Source organism: Streptomyces sp. NPDC091209 (assembly GCF_044757755.1).
In the GTDB taxonomy this organism is placed as follows: Bacteria; Actinomycetota; Actinomycetes; order Streptomycetales; family Streptomycetaceae; genus Streptomyces.
On sequence record NZ_JBIVVR010000001.1, the window covers coordinates 187,591 to 206,214 of the forward strand.

At 69.9% G+C, this 18,624-nt stretch carries 14 protein-coding genes; 3 read left to right on the forward strand and 11 right to left on the reverse strand.

Features of this window, described 5'->3' with window-relative positions:
• Position 1 precedes the first annotated feature (1 nt).
• Genes zwf through pgl form a run of 3 tightly spaced genes read left to right on the forward strand, consistent with a single transcriptional unit; the run spans position 2 to position 3,365 of the window.
• Complete coding sequence (gene zwf / locus ACIQRL_RS00880; protein WP_401327976.1) at positions 2 to 1,528, forward strand: glucose-6-phosphate dehydrogenase; 1,527 nt, start codon at positions 2 to 4, stop codon at positions 1,526 to 1,528.
• Positions 1,525 to 2,586 (forward strand): glucose-6-phosphate dehydrogenase assembly protein OpcA, encoded by a 1,062-nt coding sequence (gene opcA / locus ACIQRL_RS00885; RefSeq protein WP_401325243.1) that lies wholly within the window; start codon positions 1,525 to 1,527, stop codon positions 2,584 to 2,586. The genes zwf and opcA overlap by 4 nt, the downstream gene beginning before the upstream one ends.
• Positions 2,583 to 3,365 (forward strand): 6-phosphogluconolactonase, encoded by a 783-nt coding sequence (pgl, locus tag ACIQRL_RS00890; protein WP_401325246.1) that lies wholly within the window; start codon positions 2,583 to 2,585, stop codon positions 3,363 to 3,365. The genes opcA and pgl overlap by 4 nt, the downstream gene beginning before the upstream one ends.
• 67 nt (positions 3,366 to 3,432) lie before the next feature.
• On the opposite strand, the gene pgi is transcribed toward pgl, so the two are convergent.
• From pgi to uvrC, 11 genes are all read right to left on the reverse strand, one after another.
• Entirely contained in the window at positions 3,433 to 5,085 is a 1,653-nt protein-coding gene (pgi, locus tag ACIQRL_RS00895; RefSeq protein WP_401325248.1) for a glucose-6-phosphate isomerase, read from the reverse strand.
• A 609-nt stretch (positions 5,086 to 5,694) separates the two neighbouring features.
• On the reverse strand, positions 5,695 to 6,030 hold the full coding sequence (locus ACIQRL_RS00900) for an RNA polymerase-binding protein RbpA (RefSeq protein ID WP_003957010.1): 336 nt from the start codon (positions 6,028 to 6,030) through the stop codon (positions 5,695 to 5,697).
• Positions 6,031 to 6,266: 236 nt separating this feature from the next.
• Positions 6,267 to 6,503 carry a preprotein translocase subunit SecG gene (secG, locus tag ACIQRL_RS00905; RefSeq protein ID WP_401325251.1) on the reverse strand — a complete coding sequence of 79 codons (237 nt, stop codon included), beginning with the start codon at positions 6,501 to 6,503 and terminating at the stop codon, positions 6,267 to 6,269.
• Positions 6,504 to 6,601: 98 nt separating this feature from the next.
• Positions 6,602 to 7,378 (reverse strand): triose-phosphate isomerase, encoded by a 777-nt coding sequence (gene tpiA / locus ACIQRL_RS00910; RefSeq protein ID WP_401325253.1) that lies wholly within the window; start codon positions 7,376 to 7,378, stop codon positions 6,602 to 6,604.
• 5 nt (positions 7,379 to 7,383) lie between these two features.
• Complete coding sequence (locus tag ACIQRL_RS00915; RefSeq protein WP_401325255.1) at positions 7,384 to 8,595, reverse strand: phosphoglycerate kinase; 1,212 nt, start codon at positions 8,593 to 8,595, stop codon at positions 7,384 to 7,386.
• 128 nt (positions 8,596 to 8,723) lie between these two features.
• Positions 8,724 to 9,734, reverse strand: a complete 1,011-nt coding sequence (gene gap / locus ACIQRL_RS00920) for a type I glyceraldehyde-3-phosphate dehydrogenase (protein WP_401325257.1) — start codon at positions 9,732 to 9,734, stop codon at positions 8,724 to 8,726.
• Between the two features lie 191 nt (positions 9,735 to 9,925).
• Positions 9,926 to 12,883 (reverse strand): M14 family zinc carboxypeptidase, encoded by a 2,958-nt coding sequence (locus ACIQRL_RS00925; RefSeq protein WP_401325259.1) that lies wholly within the window; start codon positions 12,881 to 12,883, stop codon positions 9,926 to 9,928.
• Between the two features lie 190 nt (positions 12,884 to 13,073).
• Positions 13,074 to 14,063 (reverse strand): DNA-binding protein WhiA, encoded by a 990-nt coding sequence (gene whiA, locus ACIQRL_RS00930; RefSeq protein ID WP_401325262.1) that lies wholly within the window; start codon positions 14,061 to 14,063, stop codon positions 13,074 to 13,076.
• On the reverse strand, positions 14,054 to 15,124 hold the full coding sequence (gene yvcK / locus ACIQRL_RS00935) for a uridine diphosphate-N-acetylglucosamine-binding protein YvcK (protein WP_401325264.1): 1,071 nt from the start codon (positions 15,122 to 15,124) through the stop codon (positions 14,054 to 14,056). Before yvcK ends, whiA begins: the two co-directional genes overlap by 10 nt.
• Complete coding sequence (gene rapZ, locus ACIQRL_RS00940) at positions 15,121 to 16,140, reverse strand: RNase adapter RapZ (protein ID WP_401325267.1); 1,020 nt, start codon at positions 16,138 to 16,140, stop codon at positions 15,121 to 15,123. Before rapZ ends, yvcK begins: the two co-directional genes overlap by 4 nt.
• Entirely contained in the window at positions 16,137 to 18,590 is a 2,454-nt protein-coding gene (uvrC, locus tag ACIQRL_RS00945) for an excinuclease ABC subunit UvrC (protein WP_401325269.1), read from the reverse strand. Before uvrC ends, rapZ begins: the two co-directional genes overlap by 4 nt.
• Positions 18,591 to 18,624: the final 34 nt, after the last annotated feature.

Sequence of the window (18,624 nt, forward strand, 5' to 3'; positions counted from 1 at the left end):
AATCTTGTCGAGCAGCAACCCGCTGCGTGACCCCGCAGACCGACGGCTCCCGCGTATCGCGGGGCCGTCGGGCCTGGTCATCTTCGGCGTCACGGGCGATTTGTCACGTAAAAAGCTGATGCCCGCGGTGTATGACCTCGCCAACCGGGGACTGCTGCCGCCGGGCTTCTCCCTCGTCGGGTTCGCCCGTCGCGAGTGGGCCCACGAGGACTTCGCCCAAGAGGTCCACGACGCGGTCAAGGAGCACGCCCGGACGCCCTTCCGCGAGGAGGTCTGGCAGCAGCTCGTCCAGGGCATGCGTTTCGTCCAGGGCACCTTCGACGACGACGACTCCTTCGAGCGGCTGCGCTCCACCATCGACGAGCTGGACAAGGCACAGGGCACGGGCGGCAACTTCGCCTTCTACCTGTCCGTGCCGCCGTCCGCCTTCCCGGTGGTCATCCAGCAGCTCAAGAAGCACAGGCTGGCGGACCAGTCGAACGGCTCCTGGCGCCGCGCGGTCATCGAGAAGCCCTTCGGCCACGACCTCAAGTCGGCCGAGGAGCTCAACGCGATCGTGCACGAGGTCTTCGCCCCGGACCAGGTCTTCCGCATCGACCACTACCTGGGCAAGGAGACGGTCCAGAACATCCTGGCGCTGCGCTTCGCCAACACGATGTTCGAGCCGATCTGGAACCGGTCCTTCGTCGACCACGTGCAGATCACGATGGCAGAGGACATCGGTATCGGCGGCCGGGCCGGCTACTACGACGGTATCGGCGCCGCCCGTGACGTCATCCAGAACCACCTGCTCCAGCTGATGGCGCTGACCGCCATGGAGGAGCCCTCCTCCTTCGACGCGGACGCGCTCGCCGCGGAGAAGACCAAGGTGCTCGGCGCGACCCGGCTGCCCAAGGACCTGGGCAGGAGCACGGTCCGCGGCCAGTACGCGGCGGGGTGGCAGGGCGGCGAGAAGGTCGTCGGCTACCTCCAGGAAGACGGCATCGACCCCAAGTCGAAGACCGACACGTTCGCCGCGATCAAGGTGGAGGTGGACAACCGCCGCTGGGCGGGAGTCCCGTTCTATCTGCGCACCGGCAAGCGTCTGGGCCGCCGCGTCACCGAGATCGCGGTCGTCTTCCAGCGCGCCCCGCACTCCCCCTTCGACCACACGGCCACGGAGGAGCTGGGCCAGAACGCGATCGTCTTCCGCGTCCAGCCCGACGAGGGCGTCACGGTCCGCTTCGGCTCCAAGGTCCCCGGCACCTCCATGGAGATCCGGGACGTCTCGATGGACTTCGCGTACGGCGAGTCCTTCACCGAGTCGAGCCCGGAGGCGTACGAACGTCTGATCCTCGACGTGCTGCTCGGTGACTCGAACCTCTTCCCGCGCACGGAGGAGGTCGAGCTGTCCTGGAAGATCCTCGACCCGATCGAGCGGTACTGGGACAAGCACGGCAAGCCCGCGCAGTACCCCTCGGGCACCTGGGGTCCCGTCGAGGCGGACGAAATGCTCGAGCGAGACGGACGGAGCTGGCGTCGCCCATGAAGACCGATCTCACGGACACCACGGCCAGCAAGGTCAACAAGGCGCTCGTACAGGGCCGCCGCGCCATCGGCACCCCCGCCGTCGGCATGGTGCTCACCCTCGTCATCGTCACCGACGAGGAGAACGCCTACGACGCCCTGAAGGCCGCCAACGAGGCCTCGCGCGAGCACCCCTCGCGCACCCTCGTGGTCATCAAGCGCGTCTCCCGCTCGCCCCGCGACCGCACGAAGTCGCGGCTCGACGCCGAGGTGCGGCTCGGGGCGGAGGCGGGCACCGGCGAGACGGTGGTGCTGCGCCTGTACGGCGAGGTGATCAACCACGCCCAGTCGGTGGTCCTGCCGCTGCTGCTGCCGGACGCGCCGGTCGTCGTCTGGTGGCCGGTGAACGCGCCGCTCGACCCGGCGAAGGACCCGCTCGGCTCGCTCGCCCAGCGCCGGGTGACCGACACCTACGCCGCCGAGGCTCCGGTACGGGAGCTCAGCGCCCGCGCCGACGCCTACACCCCCGGTGACACGGACCTGTCGTGGACCCGCATCACGCCCTGGCGTTCGATGCTGGCCGCGGCCCTGGACCAGGTCACCTGCGACGTGGACGCGGTCGAGGTGGAGGGCGAGGAGTTCAACCCGAGCTGCGAACTGCTCGCGATGTGGCTCGCGGACCGGCTGGAGGTCCCCGTCAAGCGGTCGCTGTCCTCGGGCCCCGGCCTCACCGCGGTGCGGCTGGAGACGAGCTGCGGCCCGATCGTCCTGGACCGCGCCGACGGCACGCTCGCGACGCTGTCCATCCAGGGGCAGCCCGACCGCGCGGTGGCGCTCAAGCGCCGCGAGACGGCCGAGCTGATGGCGGAGGAGCTGCGCCGCCTCGACCCGGACGACACCTACGCCTCGGCGCTGCGCTACGGGGTGGGCCGACTGAACGCGGAGGCGGACACCGCCGGGGCCGGGTCCGCGGGCGGTACCGCGACCGCCACGAAGACGACCCCGGCCGCCAAGGACTCCCCCGCGGGCGTGGCCGAGACACTCGCCAAGAAGGCGGCGGACAAGGCGGCCGCCGAGTGAACACTCCGCAGCTCGTCGTCCACCGCGACAAGGAACTGATGGCCCAGGCCGCGGCGGCGCGGCTGATCACGAAGATCGTGGACGCGCAGGCCTCGCGCGGCTACGCCTCGATCGTGCTCACCGGCGGGCGCAACGGCAACGGGCTCCTCGCGGCGCTCGCGTCCGCGCCCGCGCGGGACGCGGTCGACTGGGCGCACCTCGACCTGTGGTGGGGCGACGAGCGGTACCTCCCCGAGGGCGATCCCGAGCGCAATGACACGCAGGCCCGCGCGGCCCTGCTCGACGCGGTGCCGCTGGACCCGGCCCGGGTGCACATGATGCCCGCGTCCGACGGTCCGTACGGCGCCGACGTGGAGGCGGCGGCGGAGGCGTATGCGGCGGAGCTCGCGAAGGCCGCCGGGCCGGAGAACCACGGCTCGGTTCCGTCCTTCGACGTCCTCATGCTGGGCGTCGGTCCCGACACCCACGTGGCCTCGCTCTTCCCGGAGCTGCCCGCGGTGCGGGAGACGGAGCGGACGGTGGTGGGCGTGCACGGCGCGCCCAAGCCGCCGCCGACCCGGATCTCGCTGACCCTGCCCGCGATCCGCTCCGCCCGCGAGGTGTGGCTGCTCGCGGCCGGCGAGGACAAGGCGCAGGCCGCAGCGATCGCCCTGTCCGGCGCGGGTGAGATCCAGGCCCCGGCGGCGGGCGCGTACGGCCGCTCCCGCACCCTGTGGCTCCTGGACGCGGCGGCGGCGTCCCAGCTGCCGCGGTCGCTCTATCCGCCGGCTTCCGCCTGAGCGGCGGGCGGGACAGCGTTACGGGAAGCGGGCGGACTCCCACCGCCCGCTTCCCCGCATCAGGGGCCTAACGGCCGCGCAGCGTGCGGTACTTGGCGACCAGGGCCTTGGTCGACTCGTCCAGTCCCGGCACGTCCGCGCCCTCGGTCAGGGCGGGCTCGACGCGCTTGGCGAGCACCTTGCCGAGCTCGACGCCCCACTGGTCGAAGGAGTCGATGTTCCAGATCGCGCCCTGGACGAACACCTTGTGCTCGTAGAGGGCGATCAACTGGCCGAGGACCGAAGGGGTCAGCTCCCGCCCGAGGATCGTGGTCGTCGGGTGGTTGCCCTCGAACGTCTTGTGCGCCACCAGCTCCTCGGGCACCCCTTCGGCGCGTACCTCGTCCGGGGTCTTGCCGAAGGCCAGCGCCTGCGTCTGCGCGAAGAAGTTGGCCATCAGCAGATCGTGCTGGGCGACCAGACCCGGCAGCAGGTCGGCCACGGGCTCGGCGAAGCCGATGAAGTCGGCGGGGATCAGCTTCGTGCCCTGGTGGATCAACTGGTAGTACGCGTGCTGGCCGTTGGTGCCGGGCGTGCCCCACACCACCGGTCCTGTCTGCCACTCGACCGGACGGCCGTCACGGTCCACGGACTTGCCGTTGGACTCCATGTCGAGCTGCTGGAGATAGGCCGTGAACTTCGACAGGTAGTGCGAGTACGGCAGCACGGCGTGCGACTGCGCGTCGTGGAAGTTGCCGTACCAGACACCCAACAGACCCAGCAGCAACGGGACGTTGGACTCCGCGGGGGCCGTACGGAAGTGCTCGTCGACCAGGTGGAAGCCGTCGAGCATCTCACGGAAGCGGTCCGGGCCGATCGCGATCATCAGCGAGAGGCCGATCGCCGAGTCGTAGGAGTAGCGGCCGCCGACCCAGTCCCAGAACTCGAACATGTTGGCCGTGTCGATCCCGAAGCCGGAGACCTTCTCGGCGTTCGTCGACAGCGCCACGAAGTGCCGCGCCACCGCCTCCGGCCCGGCCTTCAGACCGGTCAGCAGCCAGTCGCGCGCGGAGGTGGCGTTCGTGATCGTCTCGATCGTGGTGAACGTCTTGGAGGCGACGATGAACAGCGTCTCCGCCGGGTCCAGGTCCCGCACGGCCTCGTGCAGATCCGCGCCGTCCACGTTCGACACGAACCGCACGGTCAGCGAGCGGTCGGTGAACGAGCGCAGTACCTCGTACGCCATCGCCGGGCCCAGGTCGGAGCCGCCGATGCCGATGTTGACGATGTTCTTGATGCGCTTGCCGGTGTGCCCGGTCCACTCGCCGGAGCGGACCCGCTCGGCGAAGCCGGCCATCTTGTCGAGCACGGCGTGCACGGCCGGCACGACGTTCTCCCCGTCGACCTCGACGACCGCGTCCCGCGGCGCCCGCAGCGCGGTGTGCAGCACCGCCCGGTCCTCGGTCACGTTGATCTTCTCGCCCCGGAACATCGCGTCCCGCAGCCCGAACACATCGGTCGCCGCGGCCAGCTCGCGCAGCAGCCGCAGCGTCTCGTCGGTGACCAGGTGCTTGGAGTAGTCGACGTGCAGATCGCCGACCTGGAGCGAGTAGCCGGAACCGCGCCCGGGATCGGCCGCGAACAGGTCGCGCAGATGGGTGTCCGCGAGCTCCTCGCGGTGCTTGGCCAGAGCGGTCCACTCGGGTGTCTGGTTGAGCCGGGTACGGCTTTCTGCGTTCATCTCGGACTTCCGCCTTCTTTCCTGCCTGTGCTGCTGCGTACCTTGCCCCGCTGCCGGTCCCAACCTAATTGATCAGGGCTGGACACGAGCTGTCGTCGTGCGTCCTCCGGCTCAACAACAGATACGTCCCGCTTGACCTCAGGTGTCAGCGCGATGACGGCGAGGGAGAGGAATCCGGCCGCGAACAGTGCGGCTCCGCCCGTCCGCGGGCCGCTCCACCCGTGCCGCCCGGCAGGCCCTCGGAGCCGGCCCCGATGCCGGGACCGCGCGGAATACCGGGCCGACGCGCACCGGCGTGAATTCCGGTCCGCGCTGCTGCATCAGCGTGACCGGATCGAGCATCCGCGCGCGGTACGAGAACCGGGCGCGGTACGCATACGAACATCCGGACGCGGCAGAGCGATCGGCCCGGGACTCGGGCAGCAGGTGATCAGCCTCCGAGCGCGGGCAGCCGAGCGATCAGCTCGGAACGCAGGTGGCCGAGGCGTCGGCCCGCGGCGCAGGTGTCCGGGCGCGGCGGACCCGGCGACGGGGCGGTGTCCCGGCCTCGACGTCGCCGTGAAACGGTTCCGGCCAGACACCCGAGGGCGCCCGGCCGGCTCTCAACTCCTAGATTTCGCCCCGCAGTTTGGCGAGCGCCTCGGCGAGGATCGCCTCGCCGTCCGCGTCGCTGCGGCGCTCCCGCACGTACGCGAGGTGCGTCTTGTAGGGCTCGGTTCGCGGCGGGTCCGGCGGGTTGTCCCGGTCCTGTCCGGCGGGGAAGCCGCAGCGCGGACAGTCCCAGGTGTCGGGAACCTGCGCGTCGCTGGCGAAGCTGGGCTGCGTCTCGTGCCCGTTGGAGCACCAGAAGGAGATGCGCAGCCGCGGCGCGGACTCGCCGCGCTCGGCCTCACCCATCGGCCCCGCCCCGACCCGGCTTCCTCGGATCGCGTTGCCACTTGCCACGGTCGTAACTCCCTGCGTGATGGTGCCGCGAAGCGAGTCGGCGTGACGCTTCGCTGCGAGCGCCTCAGTCTACGTAAGGCCCAACGCGCGTCCAGTGATTGGAGTTACATCCCCACCCCTAGACGCAAGCCCCATGATAGGCGGCGCCTGGAGGCGCGTACCGGACATGGGGCCTTACGTGCGGAATGTGCTTGCGTAATGTGCAGTTGTGCTGCTGTAACGATGCCGGCCGACGATCAGTTGTTGATCTTCATCAGGATACCGAGCGCGACGATGCACGCGAACCAGAGCAGACCGATCATCAGAGTGATGCGGTCGAGGTTGCGCTCGGCGACCGAGGAACCGCCGACGGACGACTGCATGCCTCCACCGAACATGTCGGACAGGCCGCCGCCCTTTCCCTTGTGCATCAGCACCAGCAGCATCAGCAGCAGGCTGAAGACGATCAGGGCGATCTCGAACCCCAAAACCACGGCTGGACCAACTTCCTCGGAACTGGATGGACGACGGGGGCCCGGCGCGATGGCACCAGACCCCCGCAAGGGTACGACGAATCGCCGCTACCGCATACTTACTGGTCGCGGAACCGGACGATCTTGACGAACTCGTCGGCGTCGAGCGACGCGCCACCGATCAGAGCGCCGTCGATGTCGGACTTCGCCATGATCTCGGCGACGTTTCCGGACTTCACCGAGCCGCCGTACTGGATACGGACCTGGTCGGCCAGCTCCTGGGAGTACAGCTCGGCGAGCTTGGCGCGGATCGCGGCGCAGACCTCCTGCGCGTCGTCGGCACCGCAGACCTTGCCGGTGCCGATGGCCCAGACAGGTTCGTAGGCGATCACGACGGACTCGGCCTGCTCGGCCGGGAGGTCCTTCAGGCCGCCCTCGACCTGCGCGAGCGTGTGCGCGACGTGGTTGCCCGCCTCGCGGACGTCCAGTTCCTCGCCCACGCACAGGATCGGGGTCAGACCGTGCTTGTAGGCGGCCTTGACCTTGGCGTTCACGATCTCGTCGGTCTCGTTGTGGTACTGGCGGCGCTCGGAGTGGCCGACGGCCACGTACGTGCACTTCAGCTTGGCCAGCATCGAGCCGGAGATCTCGCCGGTGTAGGCACCGGAGTCCTGCGCCGAGAGGTCCTGGGCACCGTACTTGATCTTGAGCTTGTCGCCGTCGACCAGGGTCTGCACGGAGCGCAGGTCGGTGAAGGGCGGAAGGACGGCGACCTCACAGGCCTCGTAGTCCTTGTCCGCCAGGGCGAAGGCGAGTTTCTGGACGTGCGCGATGGCCTCGAGGTGGTTGAGGTTCATCTTCCAGTTGCCCGCCATCAGCGGCGTGCGCGTGCTCATCTAGGTCAGTCCTCCAGTGCGGCGAGGCCGGGGAGCGTCTTGCCCTCGAGGTATTCGAGGGAGGCGCCGCCACCGGTCGAGATGTGGCCGAATGCGGTCTCGTCGAAACCGAGGGTGCGCACCGCGGCGGCGGAGTCGCCCCCGCCGACGACGGTGAAGCCCTTGGACTCGACCAGAGCCTGGGCGACCGCCTTGGTGCCCTCGGCGTAGTCGGGGTGCTCGAAGACGCCCATGGGACCGTTCCAGAACACGGTCTCGGCGTCGGTGAGCTTGGTCGCGTACAGGGTGCCGGTCTTCGGGCCGATGTCCAGGCCGAGCTGCCCCTCGGGCATCTTGTCCGCGTCGACGGCGGTGTGCTCGGTGGGCGCCTTGGCCTTCAGGTCCGGGAATCCGGGGGAGACCACGACGTCGACCGGGAGCACCAGCTCGACGCCCAGCTTCTCGGCGCGCTCCATGTACTCGGTGACGGCCGGGATCTGGTCCTCCTGCAGGAGGGAGGAGCCGACCTCGTAGCCCTTGGCCTTGAGGAAGGTGAAGGCCATGCCGCCGCCGATCAGGATGCGGTCGGCCTTGCCGAGGAGCTGGTCGATGACGGCGAGCTTGTCGGAGACCTTGGAGCCGCCGAGCGCGACGACGTAGGGCCGCCGGACGTCCTCGGTGAGCTTCTTCAGGACGCCGACCTCGGTGGCGATGAGGTAGCCGGCGTAGTGCGGCAGCCGGGCCGGGAGGTCGTACACGGAGGCGTGCTTGCGGTGCACGGCGCCGAAGCCGTCGCCCACGTAGACGTCGGCCAGGGCGGCGAGCCGGTCGGCGAACTCGCCGCGCTCGGTGTCGTCCTTGGACGTCTCGCCGGCGTTGAAGCGGAGGTTCTCGATGACCGCGACCTGGCCGGGCTGCAGGCCGTTGACCGCGTCGTGGGCGGCGGGGCCGACGGTGTCCTGCGCGAACGCGACCGGCGCGCCCAGCAGTTCACCGAGTCGCTCGGCGGGCTGGAGGAGGGAGAACGCCGGGTCCGGGGCACCCTTGGGGCGGCCCAGGTGCGAGGCGACGATGACCTTGGCGCCCGCCTCGGCCAGGGCCTTGACGGTCGGGAGGACGGCGCGGATGCGGCCGTCGTCGGTGATGAGGCCATTGGCCAGCGGCACGTTGAGGTCGGCGCGGACGAAGACCCGCTTGCCGTCCACGCCTTCGGCGAGAAGCTCGTCGATCGTCTTCATAAAGGGACTCCTAGGGAAGGCTCTTCAGATCCGAGAGGGCTGATCGATCACTACGTAGCACAGGGCCCGGACAGCGCGGCGTCGCGCTGCCCGAGCCCTGGCTCACATCGAGGTGCCTGCTCTGGGAGTTAGAGCCGGCCGCCGACGAAGACCGTGAGGTCGACGAGGCGGTTGGAGTAGCCCCACTCGTTGTCGTACCAACCGAGGATCTTCACCGTGTTGCCCTCCTGGACCATGGTCAGGGAGGAGTCGAAGGTGCAGGAGGCCGGGTCGCTGACGATGTCCGAGGAGACGATCGGGTCCTCGGTGTACGCCAGGTAGCCCTTGAGGTCGCCGTCCTCGGAGGCCTTCTTGAACGCGGCGTTGACCTCGTCCTTGGTGACCTCGCGCGCCAGCGTCACGACCAGGTCGGTGGCCGAGCCGGTCGGGACCGGCACGCGCATGGCGATGCCGTCCAGCTTGCCCTTGAGCTGCGGGAGGACCAGGGCGGTGGCCTTGGCGGCACCGGTCGTGGTCGGGATGATGTTCTCGGCGGCGGCGCGGGCGCGGCGCAGGTCCGAGTGCGGGAAGTCCAGGATGCGCTGGTCGTTCGTGTACGCGTGAACCGTCGTCATCAGGCCCTTGACGATGCCGAAGTTCTCGTCGAGAACCTTGGCCATCGGCGCCACACAGTTGGTGGTGCAGGAGGCGTTGGAGATGATGTTGTGGTTCGCCGGGTCGTACTGGTCCTGGTTGACGCCCATCACGATGGTGATGTCCTCGTCCTTGGCCGGAGCCGAGATGAGGACCTTCTTGGCGCCGCCGGCGATGTGCTTCTCGGCGTCGGCCTTCTTCGTGAAGATGCCGGTCGACTCGATGACGATGTCGACACCCAGGTCGCCCCAGGGGATGTCCGCCGGGTTGCGCTCGGACAGGACCTTGATCGTGTGCCCGTCGACGGTGATCGTGTCGGCGGTGTGCGACACCTCGGCCTTGAGGCGGCCCAGGATGGTGTCGTACTTGAGCAGGTGGGCGGTGGTCGCGGTGTCACCCAGGTCGTTGACAGCCACGATCTCGATGTCAGCACCCTGCTCCAGCAGCGCGCGGAAGTAGTTACGACCGATGCGGCCAAAGCCGTTGATGCCTACGCGGATCGTCACGAACCGATCTCCTCGTTAGGTACGCCGACTCAGATGTCGGCGAGTTGTATGGGATGTCCCCGACCGAGTCCGACCCTACCTCCCTGGAGCGCCCGGAGTGACATCGAGTAGGGCCATACACGGCAGGGCGATCCGTACCCGTCAGTAGGGGTACGGATCGCCCGCGCTGTTCATGCGATTGTCACGCTCGGTCAGCTCTGCAGCGCCGAGAGCGCCTTTCCGATCAGTACCGCGCGCTCGGCCGCCGTACCGACGTGTTCCAGGCCGAAGCCCAGCAGTACGGAGTCGTCCGTGGTGACCGCTCCATAGGTCTTGAAGAGTTCACCGGTGCGCGCCCAGTCCCGCAGGACGGCCGGGCTGCCCGCGGGCGGCCCGGCGACGCTCCAGGAACCGAGCGAGGACTCGAAGCCCTCCGTCTCGGTGGCGGTGCCGCCGACCACGAGGGAGGTGTTGTCGAGGAGGAGGCCGTGGCCGCCCGTGCTCGGGTCGGTGATGTAGCTGAACGAGACCTCGATCGACTTGCCGGCGTACGCGCTCAGGTCGAAGGCGACCGGCTGCCACCCGGTGGAGGCGCCGGTGAAGCTGTTCCACGCGCCGCTGGTGCCCGTGGCGGTGCAGCCTGCCGTGCTCACGGTCAGGTAGTGCTTGATCCACGGGTGTTCCCGGGCGAGGAAGCCGGCCTCGCACTCGGTCGGGACGGTGGCCGAGGTGGCACCGCCCGCCTCGGGAAGCGTGGTCCAGTCGTCGGCCCCGGTGGTGTGGACCTCGACGATCGCGTGGTCGTAGCCGGGCTCGGTGTCCCAGAGCATCTGGGAACGGAGCGTCGGCTTGTCGGCGGCGCCGACCCCTGTGAGGTCGATGGTGCGGGTGAGGCGCTTGTAGGCGTCGTCGGTGTGGACCGCGGCGGCCATGTACGAGCCCGCGTAGGGCCCGTACGGGTTGACGGTCCCGCTGAACTGGCCCGCTCCCGCGCTGGAGGCGAACTGCGGGTACTGCGCCGCGGCGAGCGAGTCCGAGGTGACACCGTAGGTGCCCGCCGCGTTGAGCGGGTTGCCGGGCGCGTCGCCGAGCGCTCCCGTGGCGCCGCCGAGCTTCCCCGAGCCGGTGAACCCGCTCGCGCCGGGAGTGGACGTACGGGAGTAGGCGCCCAGGTAGTACTGGCTGAAGTCGTTCGAGAAAGTGCCGCCGCCGAGGTCGACGCTGCCGCCTGCCTGTTCGCCCGCCTCGACGAGCTTGCCGCCCTCGTTGAGGAAGGCCCGCAGCTGGAGCTGGGTGGCGTTGCCGGGCCGCAGGGCGCCGGTGTAGTGGACGACGGTCCCGAAGTGACCGAGGACGCCGAGCGCGTCCGGCGCGCCCTGGGTGGCGACGTCCCAGACGAGGGCCTTCCTGCCGTTGGCCTTCAGCGCGTCGACGTAGGTCTGCGCCTGGGTGGCGGTCGCGCCCTCCTCGGCGACCACGAGCACGTCGGCCCGGGGCCGCTGGGCCACGGTGTACGTGAAGTGGGTGCTGGAGGTGGGCTTTCCGCTCCTGGTCTCGCCGGTGAACCAGACCTCGACCTTGTCGCCCGGGTCGCCGTCCTTGACCTTGGCGCGGTACTCGTCGAAGTAGAGGTTGTCCGTGCCGCCGTAGGTGTCGCCGCCCCGCCAGGGCCTGAGCGTCATGTCGAGCGTACGGCCGCCGTTGATGCGGTACTTGAGTTCCTTGTCGCGTACGGACTTGCGGACGACGACGGAGACTTCCTGGTCGGCGCCGCGCGAGTACGAGGTGGAGAAGGCGGCGGGGGTGAAGTCCGGCGCGTCGAGGCCGACCGAGGAGGACGGCTGGTCGGGGTGGACGGCGGTCTCGGCGACGGAGAGCGCGAACGGGACGTTCTTCTCGAACTCCTGCTCGATCAGCTTCTCGTCGTCCGGGAAGGTGAAGACGGAGGCGCAGTCCGCCGCGTTCCAGGCGTCGTTCGGGTCGAGGTCCGACGCGGTCTGACAGGTCGACATCTCAGGGGTGAACATCGCCATGCCGTTGACGTTGCCCGCGTGGCCGTCCGCCTCGCCGTTGGTGGTGTACAGCTCCGAGGAGACCTGCGGGTGGTACCCCGGGATCGCGGACTTCTCGGGGGTTCCGGCGAGCGCCTTGTAGAGCACGTCGTCCGGGGTGGGCGTCGCCACCTGCCAGCCGACTCCGTAGAGGAGCAGTTCGGCGGCGGAGTGGTAGTTGATGCCGTACGTGAAGCCGACACGCTTCTCGAAGGCGTCCAGCGCCTTGGTCTCGGGCTCGGAGCCGGGGCTCGCGCCGCGATAGGTCTCACTGGTGGGGTTGGGGGACGAACCCTCGTCGTCGTAGCCCCACTTGTAGGCGAAGTTGCGGTTGAGGTCGACACCGTCACCGGTGGAGATGACCCCGTCGCCGTTCACGTCCCGCATGTTCTTGCGCCACTGGCGGGCGTCGGCGTCCTTGAACGTGTAGTCGTAGCCGTCGGGGTTGGCCGACAGGACGAACCACAGCTCGGTGGAGTCGACGATCTTCTTGATGCGTTTGTCCGTGGCGTAGTTGTCCAGGTAGTAGTGCATCAGCCGCCGCGTCATCTCGGGCGTGATCCACTCGCGCGCGTGCTGGTTGGACATGTACAGCACCGACGGCTTGGCGCCGTCCCTGGTCGTCCTCGCGCCCTTGGTCAGTTTGAGCGCGAGGATGTCCTGGCCGTTCACGGTCTTGCCGATGGAGACGACCTTGGTCAGGCCGGGGTTGGCCTGACCCGTCCTGACGATCTCCTCCTCGAGGTTGCCCTTTCCGCTGTAGGGGCGGAACACTCCCTGGGCGGCGTCCTCGACCCGGTTCTCGGCCTTGGCGGAGAGCGTGTGCTCCTTCAGGTCGACGCCCTGCTTCTCCAGCTTCTTGGCCTGCTGGTCGGTGACGTAGACCTCGACCGTGCTCCTGCCGTTCTTCCAGGTCGTGTCGCCGAGCTCGTGACCGTCCTGACCGGCCGCGAGCAGCAGGGGTACCTGCTGCTTCGTGACCTCGGCGCGGAACACCTTCACGGCGTTCGCGTCGGGCTTGGGTGAACTGTCGTTCTGCGCCTGGGCGATCGGCGCCACGGCCGCACCGCCCAGCAGGAGCGCGCCGGTAGCGAGAATCGCGCTCGCTCTTCGTCTCATGAGCCCCCCTTGCACTGGTCCGCCACAGCAGCGAACAGATGCCAGGCTCATGACACTTCAAGGTCAAGTCAAGGGCGCCTCGCGGGCCGACAGACACCGGTGCCGACCTCCCAAGTGGGCGTCGGCACCGGCATATTGAGCTTCTGTCAGATAATCCCGCACGTTTTTCACACCGTCCCGCGGGTCCGGGTCAGCCCGCGAGGTTGTCCGCCATCTCCTCGGACAGACTCGACTCCGTCCCGGGGATCCCGAGGTCCTGCGCCCGCTTGTCGGCCATCGCCAGCAGCCGGCGGATGCGGCCCGCGACGGCGTCCTTGGTCAGCGGCGGGTCGGCGAGCGCGCCCAGCTCCTCCAGGGAGGCCTGCTTGTGCTCCATGCGCAGCCGTCCGGCGGCGGCGAGATGCTCCGGCACCTCGTCCGCGAGGATCTCCAGAGCGCGCTGGACACGGGCCCCGGCGGCGACGGCGGCGCGTGCCGAGCGGCGCAGGTTGGCGTCGTCGAAGTTGGCGAGCCGGTTCGCCGTGGCGCGGACCTCGCGGCGCATCCGCCGCTCCTCCCAGGCCAGCACCGACTCGTGCGCGCCGAGACGGGTCAGCAGCGCGCCGATCGCGTCGCCGTCGCGGACGACCACGCGGTCCACCCCGCGCACCTCGCGGGCCTTCGCGGCGATCGACAGCCGGCGGGCGGCGCCGACCAGCGCGAGCGCGGCCTCCGGCCCCGGGCAGGTCACCTCGAGGGACGAGGAGCGGCCGGGCTCGGTGAGCGACCCATGGGCCAGGAAGGCCCCGCGCCAGGCCGCCTCGGCGTCGCAGGTGGCCCCCGAGACCACCTGCGGCGGGAGTCCACGGATCGGGCGGCCCCGTCCGTCCACGAGCCCGGTCTGGCGGGCGAGCTGGTCGCCGCCCGCGACGACCCGCACCACATAGCGCGAGCCGCGGCGCAGCCCGCCGGGCGCCATCACGATCAGTTCGGAGGTGTGGCCGAAGATCTCCAGAATGTCCCGCTTCAGGCGGCGCGCCGCCATGGCGGTGTCCAGCTCCGCCTCGATCACGATCCGGCCGCTCACCAGGTGAAGGCCACCGGCGAACCGCAGAATGGCGGAGACCTCCGCCTTCCTGCAGCAGGTCCGGGTGACGGGGAGCCGGGAAATCTCATCCTTCACCGCTGCCGTCATCGCCATGGGCCGATCCTTCCATGCATCCGAAAAATACGGTCGTACGCGGCGGCCAACAGCTCCGGGTCGTGCCGCGGAGATCCGTCGGTCCGGGCCACCGGCGCCAGCTCGACCGCGGCGCCGAACCGTTGGGCGGCGTCGGCGAGAGAGTCGCGGTCGGGCACGGCGGCCTCGTCGGCCAGCACCACGTCCAGGGCGAGTTTAGGGGCGTGTCGTCCCAAAACCTCCAAATGACGCTGCGGGGAGAAGCCTTCGGTTTCTCCGGGCTGCGGGGCGAGGTTCAGGGAGAGTACCCGGCGCGCCCGGGTCTGGCTGAGGGCGTCCAGAAGTTCGGGCACCAGAAGGTGCGGGATGACCGACGAGAACCAGGAGCCGGGGCCGAGAACCACCCAGTCCGCGTCGAGGACCGCCGCCACGGCTTCGGGCACCGCCGGGGGGTCGTGCGGTACGACGTGCACGGACTGTACCTCGCCGGGGGTGAGCGCCACGTTCGCCTGGCCCCGGACGGTGCGGATCTCCTCGGGCCGGTCGGGGTCGTGCCCCTTGACCAGGGCCTGGAGCTCCAGGGGCACCGCGGACATGGGCAGCACCCGTCCGTGCGCGCCCAGCAGCTTGCCGACCAGGTCCAGGGCCTGGACATGGTCGCCGAGCTGTTCCCACAGGGCGACGATCAGCAGATTGCCGACCGCGTGTTCGTGCAGTTCGCCCTTGGACTGGAAGCGGTGCTGGATGACGCGGGCCCAGGTCTGGCCCCAGTCGTCGTCGCCGCACAGCGCCGCCAGCGCCTTGCGCAGGTCACCGGGCGGGAGGACGCCCAGCTCGTCGCGCAGACGGCCGCTGGAGCCGCCGTCGTCGGCCACGGTGACGACGGCGGTGAGGTCTCCGGTGATCCGACGCAGCGCGGCGAGCGAGGCGGACAGCCCCATGCCGCCGCCGAGGGCGACGACCTTGGGCTGGGCGCCGCGGCGGCGCGGCTTGGCGCCGCGCGCCGCGACCGGCTGGGTGGCTCGGACCCCGGGGATCTCCCGGCGCAGCCGGCTCAGCCGCAGGGTAGTACGTCCGGTCACTCGCGCCCCATGTCCCGGTGCACGAGCACGGTCTCCACGCCCTGGGAGGCGAGGCGGGCGGCGAGCTTCTCGGCGGTCGCCACCGAGCGGTGCTTGCCGCCGGTGCAGCCGACCGCGATGGTCACGTAGCGCTTGCCCTCGCGCCGGTAACCGGCGGCGATGAGCTGGAGCAGTTCGGCGTAGCGGTCGAGGAACTCCTTGGCTCCGGGCTGGTTGAAGACGTACGCCGAGACCTCTTCGTTGAGGCCGGTGAAGGGGCGCAGCTCGGGGACCCAGTGCGGGTTGGGCAGGAAGCGCATGTCCACGACCAGGTCGGCGTCGACCGGAAGGCCGTACTTGAAGCCGAAGGACATGACGGTGGCCCGCAGCTCGGGCTCCTCGTCGCCCGCGAACTGGGCGTCCATCTTGGCGCGCAGCTCGTGCACGTTCAGGCTGGAGGTGTCGATGACCAGGTCGGCGTCACCGCGCAGCTCGCGCAGCAGTTCGCGCTCGGCGTCGATCCCGTCCACGATGCGGCCGTCGCCCTGGAGGGGGTGCGGCCGGCGCACGGACTCGAAGCGGCGCACCAGGGCCTCGTCGGAGGACTCCAGGAAGACGATCCGGCGGGTGACGCCCTTGGACTCCAGGTCGGCGAGGGATTCGCGGAGGTTGTCGAAGAACCGCCGGCCGCGGACGTCGACGACGACCGCGATCCGGGCCACGTTGCCCTGGGAACGGGCGCCGAGCTCCACCATCGTGGGGATCAGCGCGGGCGGCAGGTTGTCGACGACGAACCAGCCGAGGTCCTCCAGACACTTAGCGGCCGTGGACCGGCCGGCTCCGGACATACCGGAGATGATCACCAACTCGGGGATGACGGCGTCCGGAACTCCCGTTCCGGCCGTCTCGTTGCCCGTACCCACCTGTGCTCCGTCTTCCCGTGGTGCTTCCCGCTCCGCGTGATCTTCGCTGGTTTCCGTGTGTTCTTCCTGGCCCTGCGCCGGGCGTTCCTCTTCACGCGCGTCGTTCTCGGTCATGTCTCCTGCCCCCGTCGCTCGTCCGAGGCGCCCGCGGTCACGGGCTCCCCCGCGGGGCCCGCCGTCGTTTCGGGCGCCGCGTCTTCGTCGTCTTCCATGATCTCTCCGGTCGCCGTGTTCACGGCGGGTGCGGCCGGAGCCGCCTCGGCGAGGGCCACGGCGATGGTCTCAGCCGTCTTGCGCCCGATGCCGGGAACCTCGCAGATCTCGTCGATCGTCGCGGACCGGAGCTTCTTCACGGAGCCGAAGTGTTTGATCAGTGCCTGTTTGCGCGACTCGCCCAGGCCCGGCACGTCGTCCAGGGGGCCCGACCTGAAGCGCTTGGCCCGCTTGGCGCGCTGGTAGGTGATCGCGAAGCGGTGGGCCTCGTCCCGGACCCGCTGGAGCAGATACAGGCCCTCGCTGGTGCGCGGCAGGACCACCGGGTCGTCCTCGTCCGGCAGCCACACCTCCTCCAGGCGCTTGGCGAGTCCGCATACGGCGATGTCGTCGATGCCGAGCTCGTCGAGGGCCCGCTGGGCCGCGGCCACCTGCGGCCGGCCACCGTCGACGACGACGAGCTGCGGAGGATAGGCGAAGCGCTTGGGCCGGCCGTCGTCCTCGGCGAAGCCGCTCCCGGAGAAGGGGGCCTCGGCGAGCGGGGTCCCGGCCATGGGGGTCCCGTCCGGCGAGGTCCCGGAGGCGGAGGAGGCGGGGCTCTCGGACGCCGAGGTGCCGGAGGCGGAGGAGGCGGGGCTCTCGGACGCCGAGGTGCCGGAGGCGGAGGAGGCGGGGCTCTCGGACGCCGAGGTGCCGGACTCGGGGTCCTCGGACCCGGAGGTTCCGGAGGTTCCGGAGGTTCCGGAGGTTCCGGAGGCGAGGGGGCCGGACGCGGAGCTGCCGGAGGCGAGGACGCCGGACGCGGAGCTGCCGGAGGCGAGGGCGCCGGACGCGGAGCTGCCGGAGGCGAGGGCGCCGGACGCGGAGCTGCCGGAGGCGAGGGCGCCGGGCGCAAGGGTTTCCGAGGTGGCTGGGACGGCGTCCGCGCCGTCCGTCCACTCCCCCGTCCTCTCCTTCTCGACGAGGTAGCGCTTGAAGCGGCGGGTGATCACCTCGTGCATGGAGCGCACGTCGTCCTGGCCGGCGAAGCCCTTGATCTGGAAGCGCCGGTACTCGCCCTTCCGCTGGAGCCCGTCCTCGAAGACGACCATCGAGGCAACCACGTCATCGCCCTGGAGGTGCGAGATGTCGTAGCACTCGATCCGCAGCGGAGCGCTGTCCAGGTCGAGCGCCTCGGCGATCTCCTCCAGGGCGCGCGAGCGCGTGGTCAGGTCGGAGGCGCGCCTCGTCTTGTGCAGGCCGAGCGCCTGGAGCGCGTTGCGCTGCACCGTCTCCATGAGCGCCTTCTTGTCGCCGCGCTGCGGGATGCGGAGCGACACGTTCGAGCCGCGGCGCGCGGTCAGCCACTCCTGAACGGGCTCCACCGGCTCGGGCAACGCCGGGACCAGCACTTCCTTGGGGACGGAGTCGCCCGTCTCCTCGCCGTAGAGCTGCTGGAGCGCGTGCTCGACGAGGTCACCCGTGGTGACCGCCTCCACCTTGTCCGTGATCCAGCCCCGCTGGCCGCGCACACGTCCGCCGCGCACATGGAAGATCTGTACGGCGGCTTCCAGCTCGTCCTCGGCGACGGCCATGAGGTCGGCGTCGGTCGCGTCGGCGAGGACGACCGCGCTCTTCTCCATGGCCTTCTTCAGAGCCTCGATGTCGTCGCGCAGCCGGGCCGCACGCTCGTACTCCATCTCCTCGGCCGCGTCCATCATCTGCTGCTCCTGGCGACGGATGTACGTCCCCGTACGGCCCGCCATGAAGTCGCAGAACTCCTCGGCCAGATCCCGGTGCTCCTCGGGCGAGACCCGGCCCACGCAGGGGGCGGAGCACTTGCCGATGTAGCCGAGGAGGCACGGCCGGCCGGTGCGGGAGGCGTTCTTGAAGACACCGGCGGAGCAGGTGCGGACAGGGAAGACGCGCAGCAGCAGGTCGACGGTGTCGCGGATGGCCCACGCGTGCCCGTAGGGCCCGAAGTAGCGCACGCCCTTCTTCTTGTGGCCGCGCATCACCTGCACACGCGGGAACTCCTCGTTCATCGTCACGGCGAGGTAGGGGTAGCTCTTGTCGTCGCGGTACTTGACGTTGAACCGGGGGTCGTACTCCTTGATCCAGGAGTACTCCAGCTGAAGGGCCTCGACCTCCGTGGACACGACCGTCCACTCCACCGACGCGGCCGTGGTGACCATGGTGCGGGTGCGCGGGTGAAGATTCGCCAGGTCCTGGAAGTAGCTCGCCAGGCGCTGGCGCAGGCTCTTCGCCTTCCCGACGTAGATCACCCGGCGGTGCTCGTCGCGGAATTTGTACACCCCGGGAGAGTCCGGGATCTGTCCCGGCTTGGGGCGGTAGCTGGAGGGGTCGGCCATGTCACACACCCTACTGGCGTGGGCCGACAGCGCG